Source organism: Lysobacter hankyongensis (assembly GCF_039543145.1).
Lineage (GTDB): Bacteria > Pseudomonadota > Gammaproteobacteria > Xanthomonadales > Xanthomonadaceae > Lysobacter_I > Lysobacter_I hankyongensis.
In genome coordinates this window covers 204662-230112 of sequence record NZ_BAABJE010000010.1, presented here as the reverse complement: position 1 = coordinate 230112, position 25451 = coordinate 204662, and the positions used below count along the sequence as shown (strand labels likewise).

Below are 25451 nucleotides of genomic sequence, written 5' to 3'. Positions count from 1 at the left end.
CAGTTGTATAGACAAATGTATTTTCGACGGTATAGTCGGAGCCATGAACGTTGTCGCCCGCTCCGAGATCGTGCCCCGCGCCCCGCTGCTCAAACGCCTGGGAGGCCGTCTCGTGGCGCCCGCGGTCTTCGATTTCTGGGCGTCTCGCCTGCATCCGACCTGGTCCTGGGACCGCCCGCTGGCCCGGATCGTCGGCCGGCAGGCCGAATCCGCCGACACCACGACCCTGCTGCTGCAGCCCAACCGCCACTGGGCCGGGTTCCGCCCGGGGCAGCATCTGAACATCGGCGCCGAGATCGATGGTATCCGCGTCGTCCGCAGCTACAGCCCCAGCGACGCGCCCCGCGCCGACGGCCGCATCGCGATCACGGTGAAGGCGATCCCCGGCGGCAAACTCAGCCGGCATCTGTGCCGCGATGCGAAGATCGGCGACGTGCTCGAACTCGGCCCCGCCTTCGGCGACATGACCCTGCCCGACGCGCCGGACGGCCGCTGGCTGTTCCTCGCCGCAGGCAGCGGCATCACGCCGCTGATGGCGATGATCCGCGCGCAGGCCGCCGCCGGCATGCCGGTGCCGATCGCGTTGATCTACTGGGCCCGCACCCGCGACGAACACTGTTTCGTCGACGAGCTGCGCGCGCTGGCCGCTCGGCATGCCGATTTCGATCTCGAACTCGTCACGACGCGCGACGACGCGTCGTCCGCGCTCCGCCAGGGTCGCATCGACGCCGCGCTGCTGGCCGCCTGCGTGCCCGATCTGCAGCAGCGCCGCGTCTTCGCCTGTGGTCCCGACGGCTTCGTCGCCGCCGCGCGCGCGCTGACCGCCACGCGTGCGCTGACTTTCCGGGCGGAGGCGTTCACGCCGCCGCCAAGGATCGCCGCCGAGGACGCCGACAGCGGCGATGTCGTCATCACCCTGACCCGCAGCGGGCGCACGCTCGATGTGCCGCGCGGCATGTCGCTGCTGGCCGCGCTGGAGGCCGCGGGGCTGAAACCCGCGTCCGGCTGTCGCATGGGCATCTGCAATACCTGCGCCTGCGGCAAACGCGCCGGCACCACCCGGCACCTCCATACCGGCGACGTCGAACACGAACCGGTGTCCGCGTTGCGCCTGTGCGTCAACAGCGCGCGCAGCGATCTCACTCTCGATCTTTGAACGCCATGACCACGAAGCACAACCGCACGCTGTCCGAACAAGAGCTGGACACCTTCGGCCGGGAGCTCGACGCCCTGCGCGCGCGCACCGTCGCCACCCTGGGCCAGGCCGACGCGGATTACATCCGTCGCGTGTATGCCGGGGTGCGCTGGACCGGCTTCGCCGGCCGGCTGCTGCTGTGGGGCGGTGCGGTCGCCGGCGGTCTGCTCGGCGACGGCCTGCTGGATGGCGCGCTGCGCGCCGGACCGTTGTCCGCGCTGATCGCCGGCACCCTGCTGCTCGGGCTGTCGAAGATCCTCGAAAACATGGAGCTCGGCCACAACGTCATGCACGGCCAGTACGACTGGATGCGCGATCCGCATCTGGACGGCAAGACCTACGAGTGGGACATCGCCGGCACCGGCGACAACTGGCGCAAGACCCACAACTATCGCCATCACACGTGGACGAACGTGCGTGGCATGGACGACGACATCGGCTATGGCCTGCTGCGGATCTTCCCCGAGCAGCGCTGGAAACCGTTCCACCTCGCCCAGCCCGTGGTCGCGGTGATCTTCGCGCTGCTGTTCGAATGGGGCGTGGCGATCCAAGATCTGCGCGTCGGCCGCTGGTTCGCCGGCAAGACCTCGTTCGCGAAGATGCGCGCGCAGTTCCGTCCCGTCGGACGCAAGATGGCGCGGCAGGTGCTGAAGGACTACGTGTTCTTCCCGCTGCTGGCCGGTCCGTTCTTCCTGCCGGTGCTGCTCGGCAACGCCGTCGCCAACGTGCTGCGCAACCTGTGGACCTACACCATCATCTTCTGCGGCCACTTCACCGCCGACGTCGAAACCTTCTCCAAGGAATCGGCGATCGGCGAATCGCGCGGCCACTGGTATCTGCGCCAGCTGCGCGGTTCGTCGAATCTCACCGGCGGCCGGCTGATGAACCTGATGTCCGGCAACCTCAGCCATCAGATCGAGCATCACTTCTATCCCGACCTGCCCGCGAACCGCTACGCGGCGATGTCCGTCGAAGTGCGCGAGATCTGCGCGCGCTACGGCCAGCATTACAACACCGGCTCGCTGCCGAAACAGTTCGGCGAAGTGATCTGGCGGATCCTGCGCCATGCCTTCCCGAGTCGGCCGCGGACGCGGCACGATACTGCTTTGGCGCCTGCGGTGAGCTGAGCGTTTGGTGCATGAACTACTCGTCCAGTCGCTTTATGCCGCTTCTGTCGAAGTTCAGTTCATTCTCGCCAACCCGGATTTTCGCGGCAGAGGCTGAGCCAAAAAGCGCTTCGGCAAGATGGGATGCGGGTGTTCTCGGACCATCCGCGCTGCTGCCCGTTGACTGAAAGAGTCCGTCCGAGAGCCGTGTTGCGAGTAGTTCGGGGAAAGGTTCCTGGGAGCTGGATTTCCACTCCAATACGGTTTCGGCGAGCCAAGATGCGCGCTCAATGTCCAGACGGAATTGCTGGAGCTTGAATTCTGAATCGGCGATGCGCTGGAACCACCGGTTCAGCCACCCTAGATACCAAGAGCCCAGTGCTATTGTTACTGCACCAAAGGAAGCTGACTTGATGATCAGGGCAATGGATTCCGGCCCGTATTTTTTCGTTTCTGGATCGATTTGTATCTGTGCGCCGAAGTAGATCGTGGCCGCAGCGAGAATGATGAATCCGCCGATGGAGGCGACATTTACTGTCAGGTATTGGGTCTTTGTTGCTTTGGAGACGGTAAAGTTTTGCAGCCTGTCACTGATGATGCTTGAAATCGTTGTTCGAATTTCTCTTCTGACGTGAGTGTTGTTACGGTCGTCCAGCGACTTCTTGAGCGCGTCAAGTTCCTTTTGAGTCTCGTCGAGGGTCGAGTGTCTTTTCGTGAATTCTTCCGCAAGGCGAGCTCTGTGTTCTTCGCCTTTTTCGCGCTCGAGTGAAATCAATGCATCTAATTCTTTCTGGCGCCGGCTTTCATTCTCACTGTGCTCGACTTGAAGCTGTCTTCGAAATTCATCATTCTTCTCAATAAGAAGCGCGGCTACACTTTCCATTCTTTCCAGAATGGTGCCGTGAGAAAGGATTGTCGAATATTCTTCAGAAGTCTTCGCTATAGCTAACGGCTCTGCAAGTGCTCTCTGTAGTCTGGCGTCGGCTTTGAAGAAGGTGTTTCGATCCTTCGGGCGGTGCCCATGGTTTTGAGCCTTTCCATCAAAGAGATATCCAATTTCGTCAGTTTTCAGATCTGGTTGATAATTGCTATGTGTTCGGCGTAGGCGGAAGGTTATGTTCTGAATGGTAAGTACTGCTGCCGAGATCTCATATCCGGCGAATTCTTTAAGGAGTTCAATCGCATCTTTTGAGATCAAGTCTCCAAATTGATCATGATAGTCTACCTTGCTACCTTCTTCGATGAATTCTTGAGCTACCTGCTCAAATGCTCGAATAAGATCGCGATCATTGAGTCTTGGGACAGAACGAGTTTCCATAATTCCTTGTTCTCTTCATTGTGATTGCGGTGAGCGCAGACTTTCTCTGGCTGAACATTTTCCCTGCTCGGCTCAGCCCAGCAGCGTTTCCAGCACCGCCATCCGCACCGCGACGCCGTTCGAGACCTGTTGCAGGATCAGCGACTGCGGGCCGTCGGCGACGGCGTCGTCGATCTCCACGCCGCGGTTGATCGGACCGGGATGCATCACCACCGCGTCGGGCGCGGCGCGTTTCAGGCGCGCTTCGGTGAGGCCGTAGTCGCGATGGTAGTCGTCCAGCGACGCGATCAGGCCCTGTTCCATGCGTTCGCGCTGCAGGCGCAGCATCATCAGCACGTCGGCGCCTTCCAGCGCTTCGTCGAAGTCCCGGGTCACCACGCAGCCGTGCAGCATGCCGCCGCTGTCGTTCACCGGCGGCAGCAGCGAGGCGGGGCCGCAGACGCGGATTTCGGCGACGCCGAGCGTGCGCAGGGCGTGCAGATCGGAGCGCGCGACCCGCGAGTGCAGCACGTCGCCGACGATCGCGACCTTCAGCCGCGAAAAGTCTTCGCCCTTGGCCTGGCGCAGGGTCAGCATGTCGAGCAGCCCTTGGGTCGGGTGCGCGCTGCGGCCGTCGCCGGCGTTGATGATGCGGGTGTCGGCGTTGACGTGGCGGGCGAGTTCGTTGAGCACGCCGTCTTCGTGGTGGCGGATGACGAAGCCGCGCACGCCCATCGCTTCGATGTTCTTCAGCGTGTCGCGCGCGGTCTCGCCCTTGGTGGTGGACGAGGTGGCGGCGTCGAAGTTGAGCACGTCCGCGCCGAGCCGCTGCGCCGCGCGCTGGAAACTCAGGCGCGTGCGCGTGGACGGTTCGAAGAACAGGGTGCAGACCGCGATGCCGGCGAGCGCGTTCGCCGCGGCTTTTTCCGCGGCGGCGTCCCCGTCGACGAAGGCCTGCGCGCGGTCGAGCAGCCGCGACAGCGTGACCCGGCTCATGCCGTCCAGCGTGAGCAGATGGTGGAGCACGCCCTCGGGATCGGTCTGCAGTTCGGATTTGTAGCCGAGGGTATTCGGGAACAGCGTCATGGGCACTTCACTCCTCAAGCAGGATGGCGTCCTGCGGCGCGGCCAGCCAGCGTTCGACGATCACCGCCGCGGCCACCGCATCCAGCAGCTCGGCGTCGCGACGTTTGCGTTTGCCGTCGGCGCGATCGGCGGCGAAGCGCCGTGCGGCCTCCTGGGAACTGTTGCGTTCGTCCATCATCGCGACCGGCAGTCCGAAGCGCGTGCGCAGCGCCTGCGCGAACGCGCGGGCGCGGGCGCGGATCGGCTGGTCGCCGCCGTCGAGCGTCATCGGGTCGCCGACGATGAAGCCCGCCGGGCGCCATTCGCGATGCAGCTTCTCGACCGCCTTCCAGTCGATCTGGTCGTCGTGCACGTCGACCACCGCCAGCGCGCGTGCGCCGAGCCCGAAACCGGTGCCGACCGCGACCCCGATCCGGCGCGCGCCGACATCGAAACCGAGCACGGTGCCGTCGTGCGGGACGCTCATGCGACGCGCTCCGCGTTGTCGGCCAGACGCGCATCGCCGAACACGAACGGCAGCAGGCGGGCGATGTTGCGGGCATCGTCGATACCGCGGTGATGGGTGCCCGTGAAGGCCAGACCGGCCTCGCGGACAGCACCGGACAGGCCGTACATCTTCGTCCGCCGCTGGCGCTCGCTGAACAGGCGTTTGACGTTGCGGTGCGGGGCCGCGATCGGGTTCGGGATCCGGTGGAAATCGCAGTCCTGCTGCAGCTGGTTGCGGTCGTAATCGCCCCAGGAGCAGAACGCGACATCGCGATACCGGGACAGCCACGATTCGAAGGCGGCGACGCACGCCGGAAAGGTCGGCGCGGCGTCGACATCCGCCTGCCGGATCGAGGTCAGTTGCTTGCAGAACCCGGTCAGCTGCGGATGCCGCACAGGGCGCACGAAGCTCTGGAACTCGTCGACGATGCGGAAATCGACGGCATCGACCATGACCACGCCGAATTCGATGATCTCCATCGCGTGGCGGGGAACGGTGCCCTGATCGCAGCAGGTCGCTTCGAAATCGATGACCAGATAGTGCGCGAATGCAGGGACGACCGCTTCAGGCATGTCCGCTGTAATCCATGACCCGGTTGAGGTCGACGCCGATCCGGCCTGCCGCCGCATGCCAGCGGGCATCCAGCGGCAGCGTGAACAGCAGCTCCGGGTCGCTGCCGGCGGTGAGCCAGGTGTTCTCGGACAGTTCCTGTTCGAGCTGGCCCGCGCCCCAGCCGGCGCAGCCGAGGACCACGGTGGACTGGGCCGGGCCATCGCCGCGGGCGAGCGCTTCGAGCACGTCGCGGGAGGTGGTGACGTAGAGGTTGTCGGCGATCCGCAGGGTCGAATCCCAGCGCGCTTCGCCGTCGTGCAGCACGAAACCGCGCTCCGGATGCACCGGGCCGCCGGCCAGCACGAGGCGTTCGCACAGGGTGATGTCGCCGCTGGCGATGCCCATCTGCTCGAAGACGTCGCCGAGGGTGTATTCGGACGGGCGGTTGACCACCAGGCCCATCGCGCCGTCGGCATCGTGCTGGCAGATCAGCGCCACGGCACGGGAAAAGTTCGGGTCCGCCAGCGACGGCAACGCGATCAGCAGCTGATTGGCGAGGGGGGTGGGCTCGGGCAGCATGCGGCTATTGTAAGGCCATGCCGCTCACCCTCGTGCGCCCGGTCGCACGCTTCGCCTCTCCCCGCGCGCGGGGAGAGGATGCCCGCAGGGCGGGCGAGGGCGCGCTTACGCGGCGAACGCGACGCCGGTCTTCTCGCGCAGTTCGTCGATGCCGACGCCCGGCGCGGCTTCGACCAGGGCGAGGCCGTCCGGCGTCACGTCGAACACCGCCAGTTCGGTGATGATGCGATCGACCACGCCCACGCCGGTCAGCGGCAGCGTGCATTCGGGCAGAATCTTGTGTTCGCCGTTCTTCGCGGTGTGCTCCATCAGCACCACCACGCGCTTCACGCCGGCCACGAGGTCCATCGCGCCGCCCATGCCCTTGACCATCTTGCCGGGCACCATCCAGTTGGCGAGGTCGCCCTTGTGGGTCACCTGCATCGCGCCGAGGATGGCGAGATCGATGTGGCCGCCGCGGATCATCGCGAACGAATCGTGGCTGCCGAAATAGCTGGCGCCCGAGCGCGCGGTGACCGTCTGTTTGCCGGCGTTGATGAGATCGGCATCGACCTCGTCCTCGGTCGGGAACGGGCCGATGCCGAGCAGGCCGTTCTCGCTCTGCAGCCACACGTCCATGCCGTCCGGGATGAAGTTGGCGACGAGCGTCGGCAGGCCGATGCCGAGGTTGACGTAGGCGCCGTTGCTGAGTTCCTGCGCGGCGCGCTGGGCCATCTGGTCGCGGGTCCAGGCCATCACTTGTCTCCCTGGCGCACGGTGCGCTGTTCGATGCGTTTCTCGGGCGTCGGATTGACGACGATGCGGTCGACGTAAATGCCGGGCAGATGCACCTGATCGGGATCGATCTCGCCGATCTCCACCAGTTGCTCGACCTCGGCCACGCAGACCTTGCCGGCCATCGCGCAGGCGGGGTTGAAGTTCCGCGCGGTCTTGCGGAACACCAGGTTGCCGGCCTTGTCGGCCTTCCACGCCTTCACCAGCGAGACGTCGGCGCGCAGCGCGGTTTCCATCACGTACCAGTGGCCGTCGAACTGCCGGGTTTCCTTGCCCTCGGCGACCACCGTGCCGTAGCCGGTGCGCACGTAGAAGGCCGGGATGCCGGCGCCGCCGGCGCGCAGGCGCTCGGCCAGCGTGCCCTGCGGATTGAATTCGAGTTCGAGTTCGCCGGAGAGGAACTGGCGCTCGAATTCCTTGTTCTCGCCGACGTAGGACGAAATCATCTTGCGGATCTGCCGCGTCGTCAGCAGCATGCCGAGGCCGAAGCCGTCGACGCCCGCGTTGTTGGAGATCGCGGTGAGGCCGGTGACGCCGGAATCGCGCAGGGCGGCGATCAGGGCTTCGGGAATGCCGCAGAGGCCGAAACCGCCGACCGCGAGGGTCTGGCCGTCGGCGACGATGCCATGCAGCGCTGCGGCCGCATCCGGGTAGATCTTGTGGGTACTCATGCCGACACCGTGCGTTGCATGCGGGGGATTCCTGGGCAGACGGGCGATCCGTGGAACGCGCAAGTTTACCGGCTGCGGATGACCGGGCACACCGTACTTTGGGGCATGTCGGCCGGCTAGACTTGGCCCATGACCCGCATCGCCTTCGCCACCGCCATCGTCTCCGCCGCGCTCGACGACGACATGCCGCCGCTGCTCGCCGCCTGCGACCGCGCCGGGCTGGCGGCCGAGGTCCGGGCCTGGGACGACGCCACCGTGTCCTGGGCCCGCTACGACGCGGTCGTGCTGCGCTCGCCGTGGGACTATTTCGAGCGGCTGCCGGCATTCCTGGCCTGGTGCGCGCGGATCGATCGCGACAGCCGGTTGCTGAATCCGCTGCCGATCCTGCGCTGGAACACCGACAAGCACTATCTGGCCGATCTCGAGGCCGCGGGCGTGCCGGTGGTGCCCACCCGGTTCGTCGAACCGGATGCCGAGCCGCTGCCGGCGCTGGAGGCGTTCTTCGCCGCGTTTCCCGACGCCGCCGAAGTGGTGGTGAAGCCGACGGTCAGCGCCGGCTCCCGCGACACCCAGCGCTACCGGCGCGCGCAGAGTTTCGCCGCCGCGAATCATCTCGGCGCGCTGCTCGATGCCGGACGCAGCGCGATGCTGCAGCCGTATCTGGACGCCGTGGACACGCGGGGCGAAACCGCGCTGCTGTATTTCGACGGGACCTTCAGCCATGCGATCCGCAAGGCCGCGCTGCTGCGGCCCGATGAGGCCGGGCTCGATCACACCGGGCTTGCGGACGCGATCGCGGCGCGCGCGCCCGAAGCCGACGAACTGCGCGTGGGCGAGGCGGTGCTCGCCGCGCTGCGCGCGCGTTCCGCCGAGCCGTTGCCGTACGCCCGCGTCGATCTGATCCGCGACGAGGCCGGTTCGCCGAGGCTGCTGGAACTCGAACTCACCGAACCCTCGCTGTTCTTCGATCAGGCGCCCGGTTCCGCCGACCGTTTCGTCGCCGCGCTGATGCGCCGGTTGCACGACTGACGGCGGAGCCCGCCGGGGCGATCGGGTACCATGCCGGCCTTGTCGTCCCGCCGCCGGAACACCGCCATGAATGCCGCCCTGCAGCGCCACGATCACGACGCGCGCGTCGATTTCGTGGTCGAACTCGCCGGTCGCCTGCACGCCTACGGCACCACCGCGCACCGGCTGGAAGGCTCGGTGATGGCGGTCTCGGCGAAACTCGGGTTGGAGTGCGGGGCGTGGTCGAATCCGACCGGCATGATCCTGTCCTTCGGCGAAGCCGGCGGCGGCCGCCGCGACACCGTGCGCGTGGTGCGCCTGTCGCCCGGCGAGACCGACCTCTACAAACTCTGCGAATCCGACCGCATCGCCGAAGCGGTGATGTCCGGCGAGCTGGATCTCGATGCCGGTCACGCCGCGCTGCGCGCGCTCGATCGCCCCGGCAGTTGGCGCGGCAAGTTCGTCGCGATTCTGGCGTTCGGCCTGTCCGCCGCCGCCGTCGCCGGGCTGTGGCGCCTGCCGTGGCTGGACATCGCCACCGCGGGCGCGACCGGGCTGCTGATCGGCGTGCTCGACTGGGCGACGCAGAACCGCCCGCGACTGAAGGAAGCCAACGATGCGCTGGCCGCGATGGTCGCCGGCAGCGTCGCGGTACTGGTGGCGAGCGTCATCGGTCCGCTGAATCTCAACACGGTGATCATTTCCTCGCTGATCGTGCTGATGCCCGGCATGTCGCTGACCAACGCGGTCAACGAACTCACCAACCAGAATCTCGTGTCCGGTACCGCGCGTTTCGCCGGCGCGATGAGCACCATCCTGAAGCTCGCCATCGGCATGCTGGTCGCGCTGACCGCCGCGGGCATGCTGGGCCTGCAGCCGGAAATCCGCGCGCTGCGTCCGCAGCCGGACTGGGTGGAAGGTCTCGCATTGGTGCTGGGCACGTATGCGTTCGCGGTGTTGTTCCGCACCGGCCGCCGCGATTATCCGCTGGTGATGCTGTCGGCGGCGGCGGGTTATCTGCTCTCGCGTTTCGTCGGCGCCGAATGGGACAGCACCGTCGGCGTGTTCGTGGCCGCGCTGGCGATGACCGCCGCCGGCAACGCCTACGCGCGCTGGTTCAATCGCCCCGGCGCGCTGGTGCGGCTGCCCGGCATCATCATGCTCGTGCCCGGCAGCGCCAGCCTGCGCGGACTGCTCGCGGTGGTGCAGGGGCAGAGCATGGAAGCGGGACAGGCCGCGATTCTCGCCGCGCTGAACGTCCTGCTCGCGCTGGTCGCGGGGCTGCTGTTCGGCAATATCCTGATTCCGACGCGACGGAATCTTTGATCGTCGAGTGTTCGCGGTTGAATGCTCACGGTAGAGCGGCCTGACCAGTCTTTGACTGTTGAAAACCAGGCCGCTAGTTTTTGGTGAGAAAAGGCAGCGGCCTAAAGGCCGCTCTACCGAAAACATCAACATTCATTCTCGCATCGGCGACCACAACGAAAAACGCCGGCGCAAAGCCGGCGTTTTTCGTATCGGACGATGCGCGCTCGCGCGCGGCCCGACTTACTTCTTGATCAGGAACTCTTCGACTTTCTTGCCTTTCTTGACCTGCGCGGCGAGCCACAGCGGCTGTTTGCCGCGACCGCTCCAGGTCTCTTTCGGATTCGCGGGGTTGCGATATTTCGGCGCGACTTTCTTCGTCGCCTTCTTCGCGCCCTTCTTGGCGGCCTTCTTCGCAGGCGCCGCTTTCGCGGATTTGCCGCCGAAGAGTTCGGCGATGGTGTAACCCTCGGCCTTGGCCAGGGCGATCACTTTCTTGCGCACGCCGGCGATGGGCTTGCGCTTGTTCAGCGCGGTCTGTTGCTTCTTGATGTCGGTCGCGAGGCGCTTCAGCTCCTGCGCGGAAAGACCTTTCAGATCGATTGCCATGTGTACTCCGTAGAACGGGGAATTCCCGCGCTCGACGGCGCGGAGCCCCGGATGATAGTGCAATCCGCGGGTTCGCGTGATGTCGGGTGCCCGAAAACGCCCGGGCCGCGGGTGGTCCGCGGCCCGGGAGACCCGCTTCGCCGCCGCAGCGGCAGCGGGCGATCAGCGCGCGGTCAGTCGCTGCATCAGCGCGTCGCGATCCAGCGATTCGGCCTCGCTGGCGCGGCGTGCGCGATATTCGAACGTGCCCGCGGCGAGGCCGCGCTCGGACACCACGACGCGATGCGGAATGCCGATCAGTTCGATGTCCGCGAACATCGCGCCCGGGCGCAGGCCGCGGTCGTCGAGCACAGTTTCGACGCCGGCGGCGTTGAGCTCGTCGTACAGCGCCTGCGCCGCGGCGGCGACGGTGGCATCGTTCTTCGGATTGATCACGCAGACCGCGACCTGCCACGGCGCCATCGCGTCCGGCCAGACGATGCCGGCGTCGTCGTGGTTCTGTTCGATCGCCGCGGCCACGATCCGGCTCACGCCGATGCCGTAGCAGCCCATCGCCGGCGTCGCCGCCTTGCCGTTGGCGTCGAGCACGGTGCACTTCATCGCTTCGGAGTATTTGCGGCCGAGCGCGAACACGTGGCCGACCTCGATGCCGCGCGCGATGCCCAGCGTGCCCTGACCGCAGGGCGAGGGATCGCCGGCGAGCACGTTGCGGATGTCGGCGACGTCATCGGCTTCGGGCAGATCGCGGCCCCAGTTCACGCCGGCGATGTGATAGCCCGGTTCGTTCGCGCCGACCACGAAATCGTGCATCGCGGCGACGCTGCGGTCGGCGATGATGCGGATGGCTTTCGCCGGTTTCACCGGGCCGAGGAAGCCCGGCTCGCTGCCGAGATGCTCGAGGATTTCCGCTTCCGTGGCGAGGCGGTATTCGGCGAGGCCGGGCAGTTTCGCGAGTTTGATTTCGTTGACGCCGTGATCGCCGCGCACCAGCGCGAGCACGAACTGCGCGTCGCCCTCCGCGTCGGCGCCCATGATCGCGACCGACTTCACCGTGCGCTGCAGCGGGATGCCGAGCAGGGCGGCGACGTCTTCGCAGGTCTTCTGCGTCGGCGTCTCGACCTTGCGCATCGTTTCGCTCGCGGCCGCGCGTTCGCCCGGCGACACCGCTTCGGCCAGCTCGACGTTGGCCGCGTAGTCCGAACCGTCGGAGAAGGCGATCGCGTCTTCGCCGGAATCGGCCAGCACGTGGAATTCGTGCGAGGCGCTGCCGCCGATCGCGCCGGTGTCGGCGAACACCGCGCGGAATTTCAGCCCGAGGCGGGTGAAGATGCGCGAATAGGCGTCGTACATGTTCTGGTATTCGGCCTTCAGCGATTCGTCGTCGATGTGGAACGAATACGCGTCCTTCATCAGGAACTCGCGCGCGCGCATCACGCCGAAGCGCGGGCGGATCTCGTCGCGGAACTTGGTCTGGATGTTGTAGAAGTTCACCGGCAGCTGTTTGTAGCTGTTGATTTCCTGGCGCGCGAAATCGGTGATCACTTCCTCGGCGGTGGGGCCGTAGCAGTACTCGGCCTCCTTGCGATCCTTGATCTTCAGCAGCTGGCCGCCGAATTTCTGCCAGCGTCCGGTCTCTTCCCACAGTTCGCGCGGCTGGATGGTCGGCATCTGCAGTTCGATCGCGCCGGCGCGGTTCATCTCCTCGCGCACGATGCCCTCGACCTTGCGCAGCACGCGCAGGCCCAGCGGGCTCCAGGTGTAGAGGCCCGCCGCGAGCTTGCGCAGCATGCCCGCGCGGAGCATCAGCTGGTGGCTGACGATCTCGGCGTCGGCGGGGGTTTCCTTTTCGGTGCGGAGGTGGAACTTCGACAGACGCATCGGACGAAACTCGGCATGGGGGGCGAACCCCGCATTTTGCCCGATGTTTGCGGGCCGTGCCGGCCGCAGGCGCTCGGTATGCGTCGGATCATCTCCGGCACGCGTTGGACCCTATTCGGTAGGGCGGCCTGACCAGTCATTCGACTGTTGAAAACCAGGCCGGCTGGCTTGATCACCAAAGAGCAGCGGCCTGAAGGCCGCTCTACCGACCCTCTGGGAATTCATGATCCGCGGGCCGCAGGCGCGGCACGGATGTCGTCGCGTGTGAGGGGCTGCCTGGGCCGGCCGGCCGATTTACGGCGTCTTGGCGGTGGCCGAACTGCAGTTCACGCGGGCCACGGTCTGGGCGATCTGCAACTGCTTCTCGCGCTCGTTGTCGCTGAGGTCGCGGTCCGCCTTGCCGTCGCCGTCGCTGTCCATCTGCAGCCGGGAGCCGCTCTGCAGCAGTTCGATGTTCTTGCGCGCGGTGGTGCACTGGGTGGATTCGACCGGCGCTGCGGCCTCGGGCGTTCCGGCGTCGATGGCCTGTGCGCGGTGCTGGATCGACCGCGCCTGATATTTGCCCTGCGCCGGCGGCGTCTGCGAATAGTGGGTGACGCCGTTGGCGTCCTTCCACTGGTAGAGCTCATCGGCGAAGGCGGCCGGGGCGGTGCCCAGCGCGAGGACGGCGGTGGCGAGCAGGGCGGTACGGAGCGCGCGGGTCATGGCGATACCTGATCAGACGGACGGGGGGCCCTGTCGACAAGATTGCAGCACCCTCGCGGGACGCGCGCAAGCGGGGATGCGGGTCGGGCTCAGCGGCGCCTCAGCCCGACGGGCTGGCGGTGTGACGCCCCGCACGCTTGCGGCGGCGATGGCGCGCTCCGGCTACACTTCGGGCATGGAAACTCCCGAAACGCCCCCGCAGCCCCGCCGCAACCGCGGCATCTACCTGCTGCCCAACCTGTTCACCACCGCCGCACTGTTTTCCGGCTTCTTCGCGATCATCGCCGCCTCTCAGGGCCGTTTCGAAGCCGCCTGCGTCGCGATCTTCATCGCCGCGGTGCTCGACGGCCTGGACGGTCGGGTCGCGCGGATGACAAACACCCAGAGCGAGTTCGGGGTGCAGTACGACTCGCTGGCGGACCTGATCAGCTTCGGCATGGCGCCGTCGCTGGTGATGTACCACTGGGCGCTGTATTCGATGAAGTTCGACGGCGCCACCCTCGGCAAGATCGGCTGGCTCGGCGCCTTCCTCTACGCCGCCTGCGCCGCGCTGCGGCTGGCGCGCTTCAACAGCCAGGTCGGCACCGTCGACAAGCGCTGGTTCATCGGCCTGCCCAGCCCGTCGGCCGCCGGGCTGATGGCCAGTTTCGTCTGGACCCTGCACGACCTCGGCTGGAGCGGCGAAGAACTGCGCTATGCGGCGCTGGCGATCACGACCGTCTCGGGCCTGCTGATGGTCAGCCGCTTCCGCTATCCGAGTTTCAAGGGCGGCAAGAAGGGCCCGCACGGCGACCGCGTGCCGTTCGTGGTGCCGCTGGTGGTGATCGCCGCGATCATCGGCCTGGTGATCGATCCGCCGAAGGTGCTGCTGGCGGTGTTCGCGACCTTCGCGGTGTTCGGCCCGCTGATCGCGCGGCGCGCGGCGCGCCGGTCCCCGGCGGAGGGCGCGTGAACGCGTCGGGTCAGGACGCATCGTTCGGAGCGGCGCCGCTGTGGGACGCCGTGCAGCGCGAAACGCTCGCCGCGATGGGCTTGCCGGTCTATCGCATGCTGGGCGCGGCCGCGCCGGAGACCGCGTCTGCGGCGGCGAGACCCGACAGCGCGTCGACCGACGACCGCTTGCCCGAGGACCGTCTGATCGCCGCGCTGCTGCGCGCGGCCGGCCGCAGCCGCGACGCCCACGATGCCGCGCAGCTGGTGCGCGGCTGGCCCACACCGCAGACGCTGCGCCGCGATCCGGGGGCCAAGCGTGCGCTGTGGCCCGCGCTGCGCGCGCTGAGGCGGTCGCCCGCGTGAGCGCCGGGCCGTCGGTCTCCGTCGGTGCGCCGCAGGCGGCGCCCACGACGCTGCGCCCGATGCGAGAGGCCGATCTGGATGCGGTGATCGCGATCGAAACGCGGGCATACGCGTTTCCCTGGAACATCGGCATCTTCCGCGACTGCATCAACGCCTGTTATCCGTCGTGGCTGCTGGTGCAGGACGACATCATCATCGGCTACGGCATCATCAGCGTCGCGGCCGGCGAGGCGCACATCCTCAACATCTGCATCGACCCCGAAGCGCAGGGCCACGGCCATGGCCGGCGGCTGCTGCGCGCCTTGATCCGGATCGCCCGCAACCAGCGCGCGGCGCGGATCTTCCTCGAAGTGCGGCCGTCGAATCCGCGCGCGATCGCGCTGTATTTCGACGAGGGCTTCAACGAGATCGGCCGCCGCCCGCGCTATTACCCGGCCAACATGGGCCGCGAAGACGCCATCGTGATGGCGATCGAGTTGCTTCCGGACGCGTAGGGCGGGCCCATGGCCCGCCGTCGGGAACCTGCGATCGTTCGATCGCAGCCGCCGTTCCGATCGATGTCCGAAGCGAACGGGTGCGCCGGGATGGCGGGCCATGGGCCCCGCCCTACGTCACCCCAGGCGCGCGCGCTGTTCTTGCAGCCCTGCGAGCTTCGCGGTCCAGTCGGCGAGGCGCCCGCGCTCCTGTTCGACCACCGTCGGCGGCACGTTGCCGCCGAACTTCGCGAGTTTGGCTTCGCTCTTGTCCTTCTCGGCCGCGACCTTGATGATTTCCTTGTCGAGGCGCGCGCACTCGGCGTCGAGATCGACCAGCCCCTCCAGCGGCACGAACAACTGCAGGTCGCCGATCACGGCCGGCGCGGCGGCCGGCGGCTCGCCGTCGATCACTTCGATGCGATCGAGCTTGAGCAGGAACGTCAGCTGTGCAGCGAACTTCGCGACGCGCGCCGCATCGTCGGCATTGCCGCCACGGAACAGCAGCGACACCTGCTTCGACGGTGAAATGCCGAGCACGCTGCGGATGCTGCGCACGGCGGAGACCACGGCCTTGAACCATTCGATGTCGGCTTCGGCGCCGGCATACCCGTCCGCCGCGAAGTCCGCGGCCTGCGGATAGCGGCGCACGGAAATGCTGGCGCCTTCGATCTCGATGCCGAGCTTCGGGGCGACGTGGCGCCACAGTTCCTCGGTCACGAACGGGATCAGCGGATGCAGCAGGCGCAGCAGCGATTCCAGCACGTACAGCAGGGTGTGGCGGGTGCTGTGTGCGGCTTCGGCATCGCTGCCGTTGAGCGCGGGCTTGGCCAGTTCCACGAACCAGTCGCAGAATTCGTTCCAGGCGAATTCGTACAGCGCCTGCGACAACAGGTCGAAACGGTAGCTCGCGAAATGCTCGCCGGCTTCGGCGCTGACCTTCGCCAGACGCGAGAGGATCCAGCGTTCGGCGTCGGTCTTCGGTTGCGGCGCGCCGGAAGCGGAAAAGCCTTCGGTGTTCATCAGCGCGAAGCGCGTCGCGTTCCACAGCTTGTTGCAGAAATTCTTGTAGCCCTCGCAGCGCGCCATGTCGAACTTGATGTCGCGGCCGGGGCCGGCCAGCGCGGCCATGGTGAAGCGCAGCGCGTCGGCGCCGTGCGGAGCGATGCCGCCCTTGAAATCCTTGCGGGTGGTGGCCTCGATCTTCTCGGCCATCTTCGGATTCATCAGGCCGGTGGTGCGCTTGGCGACCAGTTCCGCTTCGGTGATGCCGTCGATGATGTCCAGCGGGTCGAGGATGTTGCCCTTCGACTTCGACATCTTCTGGCCGTCCTTGTCGCGGACGAGGCCGGTGATGTACACGTCGTGGAAGGGCACGCGCTCGGCGTCGGTCGCGTCCTTCGGCATGAAGTGATCGGTCATCACGATCATCCGGGCGACCCAGAAAAAGATGATGTCGAAACCGGTCACCAGCACCGACGACGGCACGAATCGATCGAAGCCGCGCTCGCGCATCCGATCCGCGTTCGGCCAGCCCATGGTGCTGATCGGCCACAGGCCGGAGGAGAACCAGGTTTCGAGGACGTCGTTGTCCTGGCGGAGTATCGCGCCTTCCGGCGCTCCCACACGGGCTTCCGTTTCGTTGCGTGCCACGTAGAGATTGCCGGCCTCGTCGTACCATGCCGGAATGCGATGGCCCCACCACAGCTGGCGGCTGATGCACCAGTCCTGGATGTTCTCCATCCAGTGGCGGTAGGTGTTGATCCAGTTCGGCGGCACGAACTTCACGCTGCCGTTTTCCGCGAGTTCGAGGCCGCGCCTGGCGAAGTTGTCCATCGCCACGAACCACTGGTCGGTGAGATACGGTTCGATCACCTGCCCGGTGCGGTCGCCGCGCGGCACCTGCAGCTTGTGCGGCTTCGTTTCGACCAGCAGGCCGGCGTCTTCGAGTTCGCCGACGATGATCTTGCGCGCGGCGAAACGGTCGAGGCCGCGATACTTCTCCGGTGCGTTGTCGTTGACGGTCGCGGCATCGGTGAAGATGTTGATCATCGGCAGACCGTGACGATGGCCGACCGCGTTGTCGTTGAAATCGTGCGCCGGCGTCACCTTCACCACGCCGGTGCCGAAGGCGCGGTCGACGTAGTCGTCGGCGATGATCGGCAGCGTGCGGTCGCACAGCGGCAGGGTCACGGTCTTGCCGATCAGATGGGTGTAGCGCGCGTCTTCCGGATGCACCATCACCGCGGTGTCGCCGAGCATCGTCTCCGGGCGGGTGGTGGCGACGATCAGATAGCCGCGGGTTTCGCGCAGGGTCTCGTTGCCGTCGGCGTCGTGCTCCACGTGCTCGTAGGTCTCGCCGTTCGCCAGCGGGTAGGCGATCGACCACAGGAAGCCGTTTTCCTCCTCGCTGACCACCTCGAGGTCGGAGATCGCGGTCTTCAGCACCGGATCCCAGTTCACCAGTTTCTGGCCGCGGTAGATCAGGCCCTGCTCGTACAGTTTCACGAAGGCTTCGATCACCGCGTCGGACGCCATCGGGTCCATGGTGAACACGCTGCGCGACCAGTCACCGGAGGCGCCGAGGCGACGCATCTGGCGTTCGATGGTGTCGCCCGACTGCTGCTTCCATTCCCACACGCGCTCGATGAATTTTTCGCGGCCCAGCGAATCGCGGGTTTCGCCCTGGCCCGCGATCTGCAGGTTGCGCGAGACCACCATCTCGGTCGCGATGCCCGCATGGTCGGTGCCCATCTGCCACAGCGTGCGGTAGCCGCGCATGCGGTGATAGCGGATCAGCGCGTCCTGCAGCGTGTGCTGGAAGGCGTGGCCCATGTGCAGCGTGCCGGTGACGTTCGGCGGCGGCAGCAGGATGGTGTAGGCCGGGCCATCGCCCTGCGGCGCGAAGACGCCGCTCGTTTCCCACTCGGCGTAGAGGCGGGATTCGAAATCTTTGGGTTCGTAGCCGGAGGCGAGGGTGGTCATGGTGTCGTGGCTTGTGTTCGTAGTGTTTCCTGTCATCCCGAGCGCAGCGAGGGACCTGCTTTTCCGGGACGAAAAGCGATGAAGCAGGTCCCTCGCTGCGCTCGGGATGACAGGATGGGGGTCACATGTCGTATTTCTTCAGTTCCAGCCCGCGCGCCTGGTATTGCTTCCAGCGTTCGCGCAGCGGGCCGCGCGCGGAGTCGTCGGCGGGCACGACTTCCAGGACGCGCTCGAACACGCCGTCGACCGGCGCGTCGCGCAGGTTGATCACCAGCGGCCGCAGCGGGATGTCGGTATCCGGTCTCGCGATCAGCACCGGCGTCAGCGCGTCCTCGTCGTCGGTGCCGGCGATCTGGTGCGGGATGTAGGCGTCCTCGTCGAACGCCCACAGCAACTCGTCCAGCGCTTCCGCCTGCGCCGCGTCGCGCGCCAGCACCAGCGTCCACAGGTTGGCGTCGTAGGCCTTGCGCGCCAGTTCGCACACCAGCATCAGCGGTTCCTCGCGGAAGCGCGGTTTCTGGATGAGGTAGAAGTCGGCGCGGGGCACCGTCAGCCCTGCGCCCGATCCATCAGCCACTGCGACAGCAGGCCGACCGGGCGGCCGGTGGCCATGCCGAGTTTGCCGTCGTCGTTGGCGACGCCGGCGATGTCGAGATGCGCCCAGCGCTGGCCTTCGGCGAAGCGGGAGAGGAAGCAGCCGGCGGTGATCGCGCCGGCGTTGCGGCCGCCGATGTTGTAGACGTCGGCGAAGATCGAGTTCAGCTGGGTCTGGTATTCGTCCCACAGCGGCAGGCGCCAGGCGCGGTCGAACACGTGTTCGCCGGCCTGCAACAGTTCGTCTGCGAGGTCGTCGTGCTTGCTCATCAGGCCGGCGGCGTATTTGCCGAGCGCGATCACGCAGGCGCCGGTGAGGGTGGCCACGTCCAGCAGCGCCTGCGGTTCGAAGCGCTGGGCGTAGGTCAGGGCGTCGCACAGGATCAGGCGGCCTTCGGCGTCGGTGTTGCCGACTTCGATGGTCTTGCCGGACATGCTGGTGATCACGTCCGAGGGGCGATAGGCGTTGCCGTCGATGGCGTTCTCGACCGCCGGCACGATGCTGACGAGGTTGATCGGCAGCTTCATCTTCACCGCGGCGACGAAGGCGCCGAGGACGCTGGCGGCGCCGCACATGTCGTACTTCATCTCTTCGATGCCGCCCTGCGTCTTGAGGTTGACGCCGCCGGTGTCGAAGGTGATGCCCTTGCCGACCAGCACGAAGGGTTTGGCGTCGCCGCCGCCCTGCCACTTCAGCACGATCAGCCGCGGCCGGTTGGCCGAGCCGCGCGCCACCGCGAGCAGCGAGCCCATGCCCAGCGCCTGCATCTGGTCTTCGTCGAGGATCTCGGCTTCGGCGCCGTGGTCGCGGGCGAACTGCTGCGCCTGCTCGGCCAGATAGGCCGGGGTGCAGACGTTCGGCGGCAGGTTGCCGAGTTCGCGGGTGAAGGCGATGCCCGCGGCGATGGCCTGGCCGCGCGCCAGCGCGGTGGCGTCGCTGCCGGCGATGGCGACCGTGGCGAGCTTGCTCTCGCCCTTGGATTTGTTCTTGTCGCCGAGCGTGGCGGTGTAGCGGTAGCAGGCGTGGTTGATGGCGATCGCGGCCTGGCGGATGGCCCAGGCGCCGTCGCGGCCGGACACGGGTACTTCGCTCAGCGAGAACAGCGCGCTGGCGGCGGCGCCGTCCTTCAGCGCGCGGGCGGCGTCGCCGGCGGCCTTGATGTACTGCGGCACGCCGAACTTGCCGGCTTCGCCCAGGCCCACCACCAGCACCCGCGGCGCGGTCACGCCGGGCAGGTCGTGCAGCACGGCGGTCTTGCCGGTCTTGCCGGAGACGTCGCCGCGCTCGATCAGCGCGGCGATGCGGCCGCCGCTGGCCGCATCGAGCGCCTGACCGGTGGCGGTCAGGGTCTTGTCGGCGAAGGCGCCGATCACGATGCAGTCGCTGGCGAAGGTGGCGGCGTCGGCGGCGGGAGCGCCGTGGAGGGTGAATTCGAGGGCCATGGATCGGGTTCCGTGGAGGCGTTCGGGAGAGGAAAGGTGCGGGCGGTGGCGTGGCGTGCAAGCCTGCGGTGCGGGAGTGCCTGAACCGCCGGGGACGTCCCCGTTCAGACGGGATGCCTTTCCGCCGACGCCATTCCGTACAATCCCCGGGCGCCCTGCGGGCCCGGAGACGGTGCCGTCCGCGCCCGGCACCGGCCATGAGTCGACCGGCGCGCGCGCAGAACTCCGAAGTTTAATCCAAAGCCCCTGCCGGATGCCCGGCGACCGGACCCCGTCCCCGCATGTTGAAGCTGGACCGATACCTGATCCGCGAGTTCGCGCAGAGCACGTTCGCCGTGCTGGTGGTGGTCCTGATCGTGTTGCTGGGTGGTGCCTTCGCCGACGTGCTGGGCGACGTGGCCCGGGGCAAGGTGCCCCCGGGCATGCTACTGGCCCAGCTGGGGCTGGTGTTCCTGAAATGGCTGCCGCTGATCCTGCCGCTGGCGGTGATGCTGGGCCTGATGCTGGCCATGGGCCGTCTCTACCGCGATGCCGAAATGCCGGTGCTGGTGTCGATCGGCGTGGGGCCGCGGCGCATGTTGCGGCCGCTGGCGTGGATGGCGCTGCCGATCGTGGCCGGTGTCGGCCTGTGTTCGCTGTGGCTGGGGCCGTGGGCCGACCGGGTGTCGGCGCGGATGATCGAGGAGGCCGGCCGCAACCTGCTGATCGCGGGCATGGAGCCGGGCCGCTTCACCGAACTCCCGGGCGGCGGCGGGGTGATCTACGTCGGCGGGATGTCCGCCGACAGCCGCGAGATGCAGCGGGTGTTCGTCTACCGCCAGAAAGACCAGCGCTTCGATGTCACCACGTCGCAGACCGGCACGTTGTCGGTGCAGAGCGAGCGCGACCGCTACCTGCGGCTGGCGCAGGGCTTCGAGGTCGAAGGGCCGTTGGCCGGCGGCCGCGATTTCCGGCTGATGCGTTACGCCGTCAACGAAGTGCGGCTGCCCGAAGACCTGACCCCGCGGCGCAAGAACAGCGATGTCGCGCTGCAGCCGACGACCGCGCTGTTCGGCGATCCGCGGCCCGAGGCGTCGGCGCAGTTGCATTCGCGGCTGGCGCCGCCGCTGTTGACCCTGGCCTTCGCGCTGCTGGCGATCCCGCTGTCGCGCAGTTCGCCGCGGCAGGCGCGCTACGGCAATCTCGCCGTCGGTTTCCTGATCTATCTCTTCGGCGTGTTCCTGATGATGCTGGGTACCCAGTGGCTGGAGGACGGCAAGGTCCCGGGCATGCTCGGCCTGTGGTGGATGCTGGTGCCGCTGCTGGTGGTGGCGGTGTGGATGTACGCGCACGACGGCGCGATCCGGCGTCCGAAGAACGGACATCCGCGGGCCCTCGCATGAAGCCGTTTCCGAAGATCCACGATCTGTACATCGGCCGGGTGGTGCTGGGTTCGGTGCTGCTGACCTGGACGGTGCTGGTCGGCCTGGACGCGGTGATCAGCGGCCTGCTCACCGAAATGAGCGACATCGGCACCGGCAAGTACGACTTTCTCGCCGCCGCCACCAATGTCGTCTACAGCCTGCCGCGCCGCGCCTACATGCTGTTTCCGTATTCGGCGGTGATCGGTGCGGTGATCGGCCTCGGGCAGATGTCCGCCAGCTCCGAACTCACCGTACTCCGCGCGCTCGGCCTGTCGCGCCGCCGCATCAGCCTGTCGGTGATCCTGGCGCTGACCGTGCTCACCGCGCTGATGGTGATCAACGGCGAAACCGTCGGCCCGTGGGCGCAGCGCCGCGCCGACACCCTGAAGGCCGCGGCCAAGTCCGACCAGGTGATCGTCGCGCAGTATTCCGGCCTGTGGGCGCGCGAGGGCGACGTGTTCCTCAACGCCCAGACCGGGCAGGAGCGCAGCGAGAACGGCCGGCAGTGGCTGGAGCTCAACGACGTGCGACTCTTCGAGCTGGCGCCCGACGGCCGCCTGATCTCGATCGTCCATGCCGGCAGCGCCGAGCATCGCGAGGGCGAGTGGATCCTGCGCAAGGTCGAGCGCACCCGTTTCGAGGCCAAGGCCGCGATCCGCACCACCGCCGCCGAAGAGCGCTGGGCGTCGCGCCTCGACGCGGCCGCGCTCGCCGCCAGCACCCGCAACATCTGGCGCCCGCGTTACATGACCGCGGCGCAGCTGCGGGACGGCATCGAGTATCGCGAACGCAACGGTCTGGATTCGAGCGAATTCCAGGAGCATTACTGGGGCCGCTGGTTCTATCCGGTGAATGTGCTGGTGCTGAGCCTGCTCGCGATCCCGTTCGCGTTCGGTTCGCTGCGCAGCGGCGGTCTGGGCAAGCGTTTGTTCATGGGCATCATCTTCTCGCTGGGGTTCTGGCTGGTGCAGACCCAGTTCGTGCGCCTCGCCGGCGTGTTCAAGTTCGACTATCGCATCGCGTATCTGATTCCGGCGCTGGCGATGGTCGGGTTGTCGCTGTGGTTGTTCAAGCGGCGGAGCGGGTAGGTCGGGCCTTGGCCCGACATGGCGTTCGATGCGGTTGCACCGTTCCTCGAAGCCCCTGTGGGAGCGACGGAAGTCGCGACGCTCTGCGGGTTTTCAATCGCGGGATGGCTGCTCGGCTCCTCGGAAAAGCGTCGCGACTTCCGTCGCTCCCACAGGGAGTGGCCGACTTCGTCCGGACCGCATCCGGCGAGTCGATTGCCGTCCAACTATCGCTTCGCCACCCGCACCACCCGCGTGCCGCTGGCGCGGTCGTGCCAGGCCAGACGGTCGCGGTCGAACCAGGCCCACCAGAAGCCGAGGCCGCCGAGCAGCAGCGACAGATTGCCGACGAGATAGCGGCGGATGAGCTGTGCGCGGGTGGGTGCGGCGCCGTCGGCGCCGGTCACGCGCAGGCGCCAGGGGCGCATGCCGAGGGTCTGGCCGCCGCGCGCCCAGCTGGCGATGGCGTAGGCGCCCGCCACGAGCCAGCAACAGAACCACAGCAGCGCGCCGAGGAGGCTGACGGTTTCGAGGATGTCGCGGCGGTCGTGGCCGGCGAGGTAGTAGCCGAGGTTGAACAGCGCCGAGACCAGCATCCACAGCGCGACCACCGGCCACAGGTCGTAGAACAGCGACAGTAGGCGGCGGAGGATCAGGGGGTCGGGCTTGCCCGTGAGGGCTTGTGCGGCGGTGTCGGTCATGGCGACAGGATAAACGGCCGCCCCTGGATCAAAAACCGCCGTCATCCCGGCGAAGGCCGGGACCCCGCCCTTGCCGCACGTCGCGATGTCGAATGCTGGATCCCGGCCTTCGCCTGGACGACGACGACTCGTGTTCGGCGTTTCGATTCGGTGCAACGCTCGTCGCGTTACCCTGTCCGCATGACCGCCAGGACGCCCGCCGAACGACGCGAACAGGCCATCGCGCTGCCGCCGCTGCGCGATGCCGATGCGGGCGCGATCCACGCCTTCATCGAAACGATGTGGGCCGAGAACGGACTCGCGGCGCAGACCCAGGCCAGTTATCGCCGCGATCTCGAAGGCTTCGCGCGCTGGCGCGACGGCGCGGGCGGTGGGCTCGCCGGCGCGGACCGCGCGGCGCTGTTCGACTACCTCGCCTGGCGCACCCGCAGCGGCTATTCGCCGCGCAGCAACGCGCGGCTGCTGTCGACCCTGCGCGCGTTCTTCGCGCTGCAACTGCGCCGGGGCGCGCGGGTGGACGATCCCACCGCGCTGCTCGATCCGCCGAAGCTGCCGCGCTCGCTGCCGAAGGCGCTGAGCGAACGCGAGATCGAGGCGCTGCTGGCCGCGCCGGACACGACCGCGCCGACGGGCCTGCGCGATCGCGCGATGCTGGAATTGATGTACGCCGCCGGCCTGCGCGTCAGCGAGCTGGTGGGCATCGCCGCTACCGCGGTGAATCTGCGCCAGGGCGTGCTGCGGGTCACCGGCAAGGGCGGCAAGGACCGGCTGGTGCCGTTGGGCGAGGAAGCGCAGCACTGGCTGCAGCGTTATCTGGTCGAGGCGCGGCCGGCGCTGGCGGGCAAGCGCGCGCCGCAGGCGTTGTTCCTGGTGCCCGGGGGCGAGCCGCCGACGCGGCAGTTGTTCTGGGGGCTGGTGAAGCGCTATGCCGGCGTGGCGGGCATCGATCCGCGCCGGATCAGCCCGCACGGTCTGCGCCACAGCTTCGCCACCCACCTGCTCAATCACGGCGCCGACCTGCGCGCGCTGCAGATGCTGCTGGGCCATGCCAGCCTGTCCACCACCCAGATCTACACCCTGGTGGCGCGCGAGCAACTCAAGCGCCTGCACGCGCAGCACCACCCGCGCGGCTGAGCGCCGAGCGTCGGCCGGCGGTTCCGGCGGGTTGACCGCTCCGGGCTGCAATCGCCGTCACATCCGGCGACCCGCGCGGCGCGGGCCGGTGCCGCCGGTGCATGCGACAATCGGACGAAACCGTCGTCTGAACTTCGCCGCCGCGCGGTGGTCCCAGCCGACATCACCCCAGTCATCCGATGGAACCGCCCTGTATGAAACTCCCGGTGTTCGCCCTGCTTTGCGCCCTCAGCGTGTCCGCCTGCGCCCAATCCAAACCCGCCGACGACACGGCGGCCGCGCCGGAAGCGTCCAAGGCGAACGCCGCCGCGCCCCCCCCGGCCAAACCGGCGGACGCCTCCAAGGAAGCGATGGTCCGCGCCGCGCTGAAGAAGATCGATCCGAGCCTGGTGCCAGACCGCGTCGGCCCGGCGCCGATGCCCGGTTTCCAGGAAGCCATCGTCCACGGCCGCGTGGTGTATTTCAGCGACGACGGCCGCTACATGCTGCAGGGCATGCTGTTCGACATCGAGAAGCAGAAAGACCTGACCCAGATCGGCCTCAGCGGCCTGCGTCGCGACGAACTGGCCAAGGTGCCGGTGTCGGATCGCATCGTGTTCGCCCCGGTCGGTCCGCGCAAGCACACGGTCACCGTGTTCACCGACATCGAATGCGGCTTCTGCCGCAAGATGCATTCGGAAATGGCCGACTACAACAAGCTCGGCATCGCCATCGAATATCTGGCGTTCCCGCGCGCCGGCCTCACCAGCGCCGATGCGCTGGCGATGGAGTCGGTGTGGTGTTCCGCCGATCGCCGCCAGGCCCTGACCGACGCCAAGAGCGGCGTGGCGGTGCCGCCCAAGCGCTGCACCAACCCGGTGGCCGCGCAGTACAAGCTCGGCCAGCGCATCGGCCTGGAAGGCACGCCGATGGCGATCAACGTCGATGGCATCGCGCTGCCGGGCTATCTGCCGCCGGCCAAGATGCTGCAGGCCCTCGACGAACTGGCGGCCGAGAAGAAGGCGAAGCCCGCGGACAGCACCGCCGGCGGTCGCTGAAGCCCGGGAGATACTTTCGCCGACCCGCGTCGGTTGACCGGCGTCGGTTCGCGGCTCCCGTCCTCG

Annotated in this window: 25 protein-coding genes; 11 read left to right on the top strand and 14 right to left on the bottom strand. The window is 67.5% G+C overall.

Translation table 11 applies throughout. The features are described from left to right. The first annotated feature begins 43 nt into the window (after window positions 1-43). Window positions 44-1156, top strand: a complete 1113-nt coding sequence (locus tag ABD974_RS10715) for a ferredoxin reductase (RefSeq protein WP_345303305.1) — start codon at window positions 44-46, stop codon at window positions 1154-1156. Window positions 1157-1161: 5 nt separating this feature from the next. Continuing rightward, window positions 1162-2322, top strand: coding sequence for a fatty acid desaturase family protein (locus ABD974_RS10710; RefSeq protein WP_345303304.1), 1161 nt, complete (start codon window positions 1162-1164; stop codon window positions 2320-2322). A 16-nt stretch (window positions 2323-2338) separates the two neighbouring features. Here ABD974_RS10710 and ABD974_RS10705 read toward each other — a convergent pair whose 3' ends face one another. The 7 genes from ABD974_RS10705 to ABD974_RS10675 form a co-directional block, all read right to left on the bottom strand. Next, the gene (locus ABD974_RS10705) at window positions 2339-3619 is read right to left on the bottom strand and encodes a hypothetical protein (RefSeq protein ID WP_345303303.1); all 1281 of its coding nucleotides are present in this window, start codon (window positions 3617-3619) and stop codon (window positions 2339-2341) included. Window positions 3620-3691: 72 nt separating this feature from the next. Next, the gene (locus ABD974_RS10700) at window positions 3692-4684 is read right to left on the bottom strand and encodes an aspartate carbamoyltransferase catalytic subunit (protein WP_345303302.1); all 993 of its coding nucleotides are present in this window, start codon (window positions 4682-4684) and stop codon (window positions 3692-3694) included. A 7-nt stretch (window positions 4685-4691) separates the two neighbouring features. After that, window positions 4692-5150, bottom strand: a complete 459-nt coding sequence (ruvX, locus tag ABD974_RS10695) for a Holliday junction resolvase RuvX (RefSeq protein WP_345303301.1) — start codon at window positions 5148-5150, stop codon at window positions 4692-4694. Continuing rightward, window positions 5147-5743 carry a 3'-5' exonuclease gene (locus ABD974_RS10690; RefSeq protein WP_345303300.1) on the bottom strand — a complete coding sequence of 199 codons (597 nt, stop codon included), beginning with the start codon at window positions 5741-5743 and terminating at the stop codon, window positions 5147-5149. The genes ruvX and ABD974_RS10690 overlap by 4 nt, the downstream gene beginning before the upstream one ends. After that, the gene (locus ABD974_RS10685) at window positions 5736-6302 is read right to left on the bottom strand and encodes a YqgE/AlgH family protein (protein WP_345303299.1); all 567 of its coding nucleotides are present in this window, start codon (window positions 6300-6302) and stop codon (window positions 5736-5738) included. The genes ABD974_RS10690 and ABD974_RS10685 overlap by 8 nt, the downstream gene beginning before the upstream one ends. A gap of 105 nt (window positions 6303-6407) precedes the next feature. Then, window positions 6408-7037 (bottom strand): CoA transferase subunit B, encoded by a 630-nt coding sequence (locus ABD974_RS10680; RefSeq protein ID WP_345303298.1) that lies wholly within the window; start codon window positions 7035-7037, stop codon window positions 6408-6410. Then, on the bottom strand, window positions 7037-7747 hold the full coding sequence (locus ABD974_RS10675) for a CoA transferase subunit A (RefSeq protein WP_345303297.1): 711 nt from the start codon (window positions 7745-7747) through the stop codon (window positions 7037-7039). Before ABD974_RS10675 ends, ABD974_RS10680 begins: the two co-directional genes overlap by 1 nt. Window positions 7748-7876: 129 nt before the next feature. On the opposite strand from ABD974_RS10675, the gene ABD974_RS10670 reads away from it, so the two are divergent. Continuing rightward, the gene (locus tag ABD974_RS10670; RefSeq protein WP_345303296.1) at window positions 7877-8776 is read left to right on the top strand and encodes an ATP-grasp domain-containing protein; all 900 of its coding nucleotides are present in this window, start codon (window positions 7877-7879) and stop codon (window positions 8774-8776) included. Between the two features lie 66 nt (window positions 8777-8842). Further along, window positions 8843-10081, top strand: coding sequence for a threonine/serine exporter family protein (locus tag ABD974_RS10665; protein ID WP_345303295.1), 1239 nt, complete (start codon window positions 8843-8845; stop codon window positions 10079-10081). 222 nt (window positions 10082-10303) lie between these two features. Here ABD974_RS10665 and ABD974_RS10660 read toward each other — a convergent pair whose 3' ends face one another. The 3 genes from ABD974_RS10660 to ABD974_RS10650 all read right to left on the bottom strand — a co-directional run bounded on the left by ABD974_RS10660 (window position 10304) and on the right by ABD974_RS10650 (window position 13252). Then, entirely contained in the window at window positions 10304-10669 is a 366-nt protein-coding gene (locus ABD974_RS10660) for an H-NS histone family protein (protein WP_345303294.1), read from the bottom strand. Window positions 10670-10831: 162 nt separating this feature from the next. Further along, the gene (locus ABD974_RS10655) at window positions 10832-12547 is read right to left on the bottom strand and encodes a proline--tRNA ligase (protein WP_345303293.1); all 1716 of its coding nucleotides are present in this window, start codon (window positions 12545-12547) and stop codon (window positions 10832-10834) included. 294 nt (window positions 12548-12841) lie between these two features. After that, window positions 12842-13252, bottom strand: coding sequence for a DUF4124 domain-containing protein (locus ABD974_RS10650; RefSeq protein ID WP_345303292.1), 411 nt, complete (start codon window positions 13250-13252; stop codon window positions 12842-12844). Between the two features lie 175 nt (window positions 13253-13427). Between ABD974_RS10650 and pssA the strand changes: the two genes are divergently transcribed. The 3 genes from pssA to rimI are packed head-to-tail and all read left to right on the top strand — an operon-like array spanning window position 13428 to window position 15042. Next, window positions 13428-14204 carry a CDP-diacylglycerol--serine O-phosphatidyltransferase gene (gene pssA, locus ABD974_RS10645; protein ID WP_345303505.1) on the top strand — a complete coding sequence of 259 codons (777 nt, stop codon included), beginning with the start codon at window positions 13428-13430 and terminating at the stop codon, window positions 14202-14204. Continuing rightward, a complete protein-coding gene (locus ABD974_RS10640) occupies window positions 14201-14548 on the top strand; it encodes a hypothetical protein (RefSeq protein WP_345303291.1) in 348 nt (115 codons plus the stop codon). The genes pssA and ABD974_RS10640 overlap by 4 nt, the downstream gene beginning before the upstream one ends. A gap of 59 nt (window positions 14549-14607) precedes the next feature. Next, on the top strand, window positions 14608-15042 hold the full coding sequence (rimI, locus tag ABD974_RS10635; RefSeq protein ID WP_345303504.1) for a ribosomal protein S18-alanine N-acetyltransferase: 435 nt from the start codon (window positions 14608-14610) through the stop codon (window positions 15040-15042). A gap of 117 nt (window positions 15043-15159) precedes the next feature. On the opposite strand, the gene ABD974_RS10630 is transcribed toward rimI, so the two are convergent. The 3 genes from ABD974_RS10630 to ABD974_RS10620 form a co-directional block, all read right to left on the bottom strand. Beyond that, window positions 15160-18006 (bottom strand): valine--tRNA ligase, encoded by a 2847-nt coding sequence (locus ABD974_RS10630; protein WP_345303290.1) that lies wholly within the window; start codon window positions 18004-18006, stop codon window positions 15160-15162. A gap of 121 nt (window positions 18007-18127) precedes the next feature. Beyond that, the gene (locus tag ABD974_RS10625; protein ID WP_345303289.1) at window positions 18128-18553 is read right to left on the bottom strand and encodes a DNA polymerase III subunit chi; all 426 of its coding nucleotides are present in this window, start codon (window positions 18551-18553) and stop codon (window positions 18128-18130) included. A gap of 2 nt (window positions 18554-18555) precedes the next feature. After that, on the bottom strand, window positions 18556-20043 hold the full coding sequence (locus ABD974_RS10620; RefSeq protein WP_345303288.1) for a leucyl aminopeptidase: 1488 nt from the start codon (window positions 20041-20043) through the stop codon (window positions 18556-18558). Window positions 20044-20324: 281 nt separating this feature from the next. Here ABD974_RS10620 and lptF point away from each other — a divergent pair, with 281 nt between their 5' ends. Both lptF and lptG read left to right on the top strand, forming a co-directional pair. Next, a complete protein-coding gene (gene lptF, locus ABD974_RS10615; protein ID WP_345303287.1) occupies window positions 20325-21425 on the top strand; it encodes an LPS export ABC transporter permease LptF in 1101 nt (366 codons plus the stop codon). After that, complete coding sequence (gene lptG / locus ABD974_RS10610; protein WP_345303286.1) at window positions 21422-22534, top strand: LPS export ABC transporter permease LptG; 1113 nt, start codon at window positions 21422-21424, stop codon at window positions 22532-22534. Before lptF ends, lptG begins: the two co-directional genes overlap by 4 nt. Window positions 22535-22740: 206 nt before the next feature. On the opposite strand, the gene ABD974_RS10605 is transcribed toward lptG, so the two are convergent. After that, complete coding sequence (locus tag ABD974_RS10605; RefSeq protein ID WP_345303285.1) at window positions 22741-23214, bottom strand: RDD family protein; 474 nt, start codon at window positions 23212-23214, stop codon at window positions 22741-22743. A 180-nt stretch (window positions 23215-23394) separates the two neighbouring features. Between ABD974_RS10605 and xerD the strand changes: the two genes are divergently transcribed. Continuing rightward, complete coding sequence (gene xerD, locus ABD974_RS10600; RefSeq protein WP_345303284.1) at window positions 23395-24348, top strand: site-specific tyrosine recombinase XerD; 954 nt, start codon at window positions 23395-23397, stop codon at window positions 24346-24348. Between the two features lie 194 nt (window positions 24349-24542). Next, entirely contained in the window at window positions 24543-25385 is an 843-nt protein-coding gene (locus ABD974_RS10595; protein ID WP_345303283.1) for a thioredoxin fold domain-containing protein, read from the top strand. Window positions 25386-25451 lie beyond the last annotated feature (66 nt).

Bases quoted from the DNA above. Each gene is read 5' to 3' on its own strand.
- ABD974_RS10715 (WP_345303305.1), top strand. From the start codon at position 44: ATGAACGTTGTCGCCCGCTCCGAGATCGTGCCCCGCGCCCCGCTGCTC.
- ABD974_RS10710 (WP_345303304.1), top strand. From the start codon at position 1,162: ATGACCACGAAGCACAACCGCACGCTGTCCGAACAAGAGCTGGACACC.
- ABD974_RS10705 (WP_345303303.1), bottom strand. From the start codon at position 3,619: ATGGAAACTCGTTCTGTCCCAAGACTCAATGATCGCGATCTTATTCGA.
- ABD974_RS10700 (WP_345303302.1), bottom strand. From the start codon at position 4,684: ATGACGCTGTTCCCGAATACCCTCGGCTACAAATCCGAACTGCAGACC.
- ruvX (WP_345303301.1), bottom strand. From the start codon at position 5,150: ATGAGCGTCCCGCACGACGGCACCGTGCTCGGTTTCGATGTCGGCGCG.
- ABD974_RS10690 (WP_345303300.1), bottom strand. From the start codon at position 5,743: ATGCCTGAAGCGGTCGTCCCTGCATTCGCGCACTATCTGGTCATCGAT.
- ABD974_RS10685 (WP_345303299.1), bottom strand. From the start codon at position 6,302: ATGCTGCCCGAGCCCACCCCCCTCGCCAATCAGCTGCTGATCGCGTTG.
- ABD974_RS10680 (WP_345303298.1), bottom strand. From the start codon at position 7,037: ATGGCCTGGACCCGCGACCAGATGGCCCAGCGCGCCGCGCAGGAACTC.
- ABD974_RS10675 (WP_345303297.1), bottom strand. From the start codon at position 7,747: ATGAGTACCCACAAGATCTACCCGGATGCGGCCGCAGCGCTGCATGGC.
- ABD974_RS10670 (WP_345303296.1), top strand. From the start codon at position 7,877: ATGACCCGCATCGCCTTCGCCACCGCCATCGTCTCCGCCGCGCTCGAC.
- ABD974_RS10665 (WP_345303295.1), top strand. From the start codon at position 8,843: ATGAATGCCGCCCTGCAGCGCCACGATCACGACGCGCGCGTCGATTTC.
- ABD974_RS10660 (WP_345303294.1), bottom strand. From the start codon at position 10,669: ATGGCAATCGATCTGAAAGGTCTTTCCGCGCAGGAGCTGAAGCGCCTC.
- ABD974_RS10655 (WP_345303293.1), bottom strand. From the start codon at position 12,547: ATGCGTCTGTCGAAGTTCCACCTCCGCACCGAAAAGGAAACCCCCGCC.
- ABD974_RS10650 (WP_345303292.1), bottom strand. From the start codon at position 13,252: ATGACCCGCGCGCTCCGTACCGCCCTGCTCGCCACCGCCGTCCTCGCG.
- pssA (WP_345303505.1), top strand. From the start codon at position 13,428: ATGGAAACTCCCGAAACGCCCCCGCAGCCCCGCCGCAACCGCGGCATC.
- rimI (WP_345303504.1), top strand. From the start codon at position 14,608: ATGCGAGAGGCCGATCTGGATGCGGTGATCGCGATCGAAACGCGGGCA.
- ABD974_RS10630 (WP_345303290.1), bottom strand. From the start codon at position 18,006: ATGACCACCCTCGCCTCCGGCTACGAACCCAAAGATTTCGAATCCCGC.
- ABD974_RS10620 (WP_345303288.1), bottom strand. From the start codon at position 20,043: ATGGCCCTCGAATTCACCCTCCACGGCGCTCCCGCCGCCGACGCCGCC.
- lptF (WP_345303287.1), top strand. From the start codon at position 20,325: ATGTTGAAGCTGGACCGATACCTGATCCGCGAGTTCGCGCAGAGCACG.
- lptG (WP_345303286.1), top strand. From the start codon at position 21,422: ATGAAGCCGTTTCCGAAGATCCACGATCTGTACATCGGCCGGGTGGTG.
- ABD974_RS10605 (WP_345303285.1), bottom strand. From the start codon at position 23,214: ATGACCGACACCGCCGCACAAGCCCTCACGGGCAAGCCCGACCCCCTG.
- xerD (WP_345303284.1), top strand. From the start codon at position 23,395: ATGACCGCCAGGACGCCCGCCGAACGACGCGAACAGGCCATCGCGCTG.
- ABD974_RS10595 (WP_345303283.1), top strand. From the start codon at position 24,543: ATGAAACTCCCGGTGTTCGCCCTGCTTTGCGCCCTCAGCGTGTCCGCC.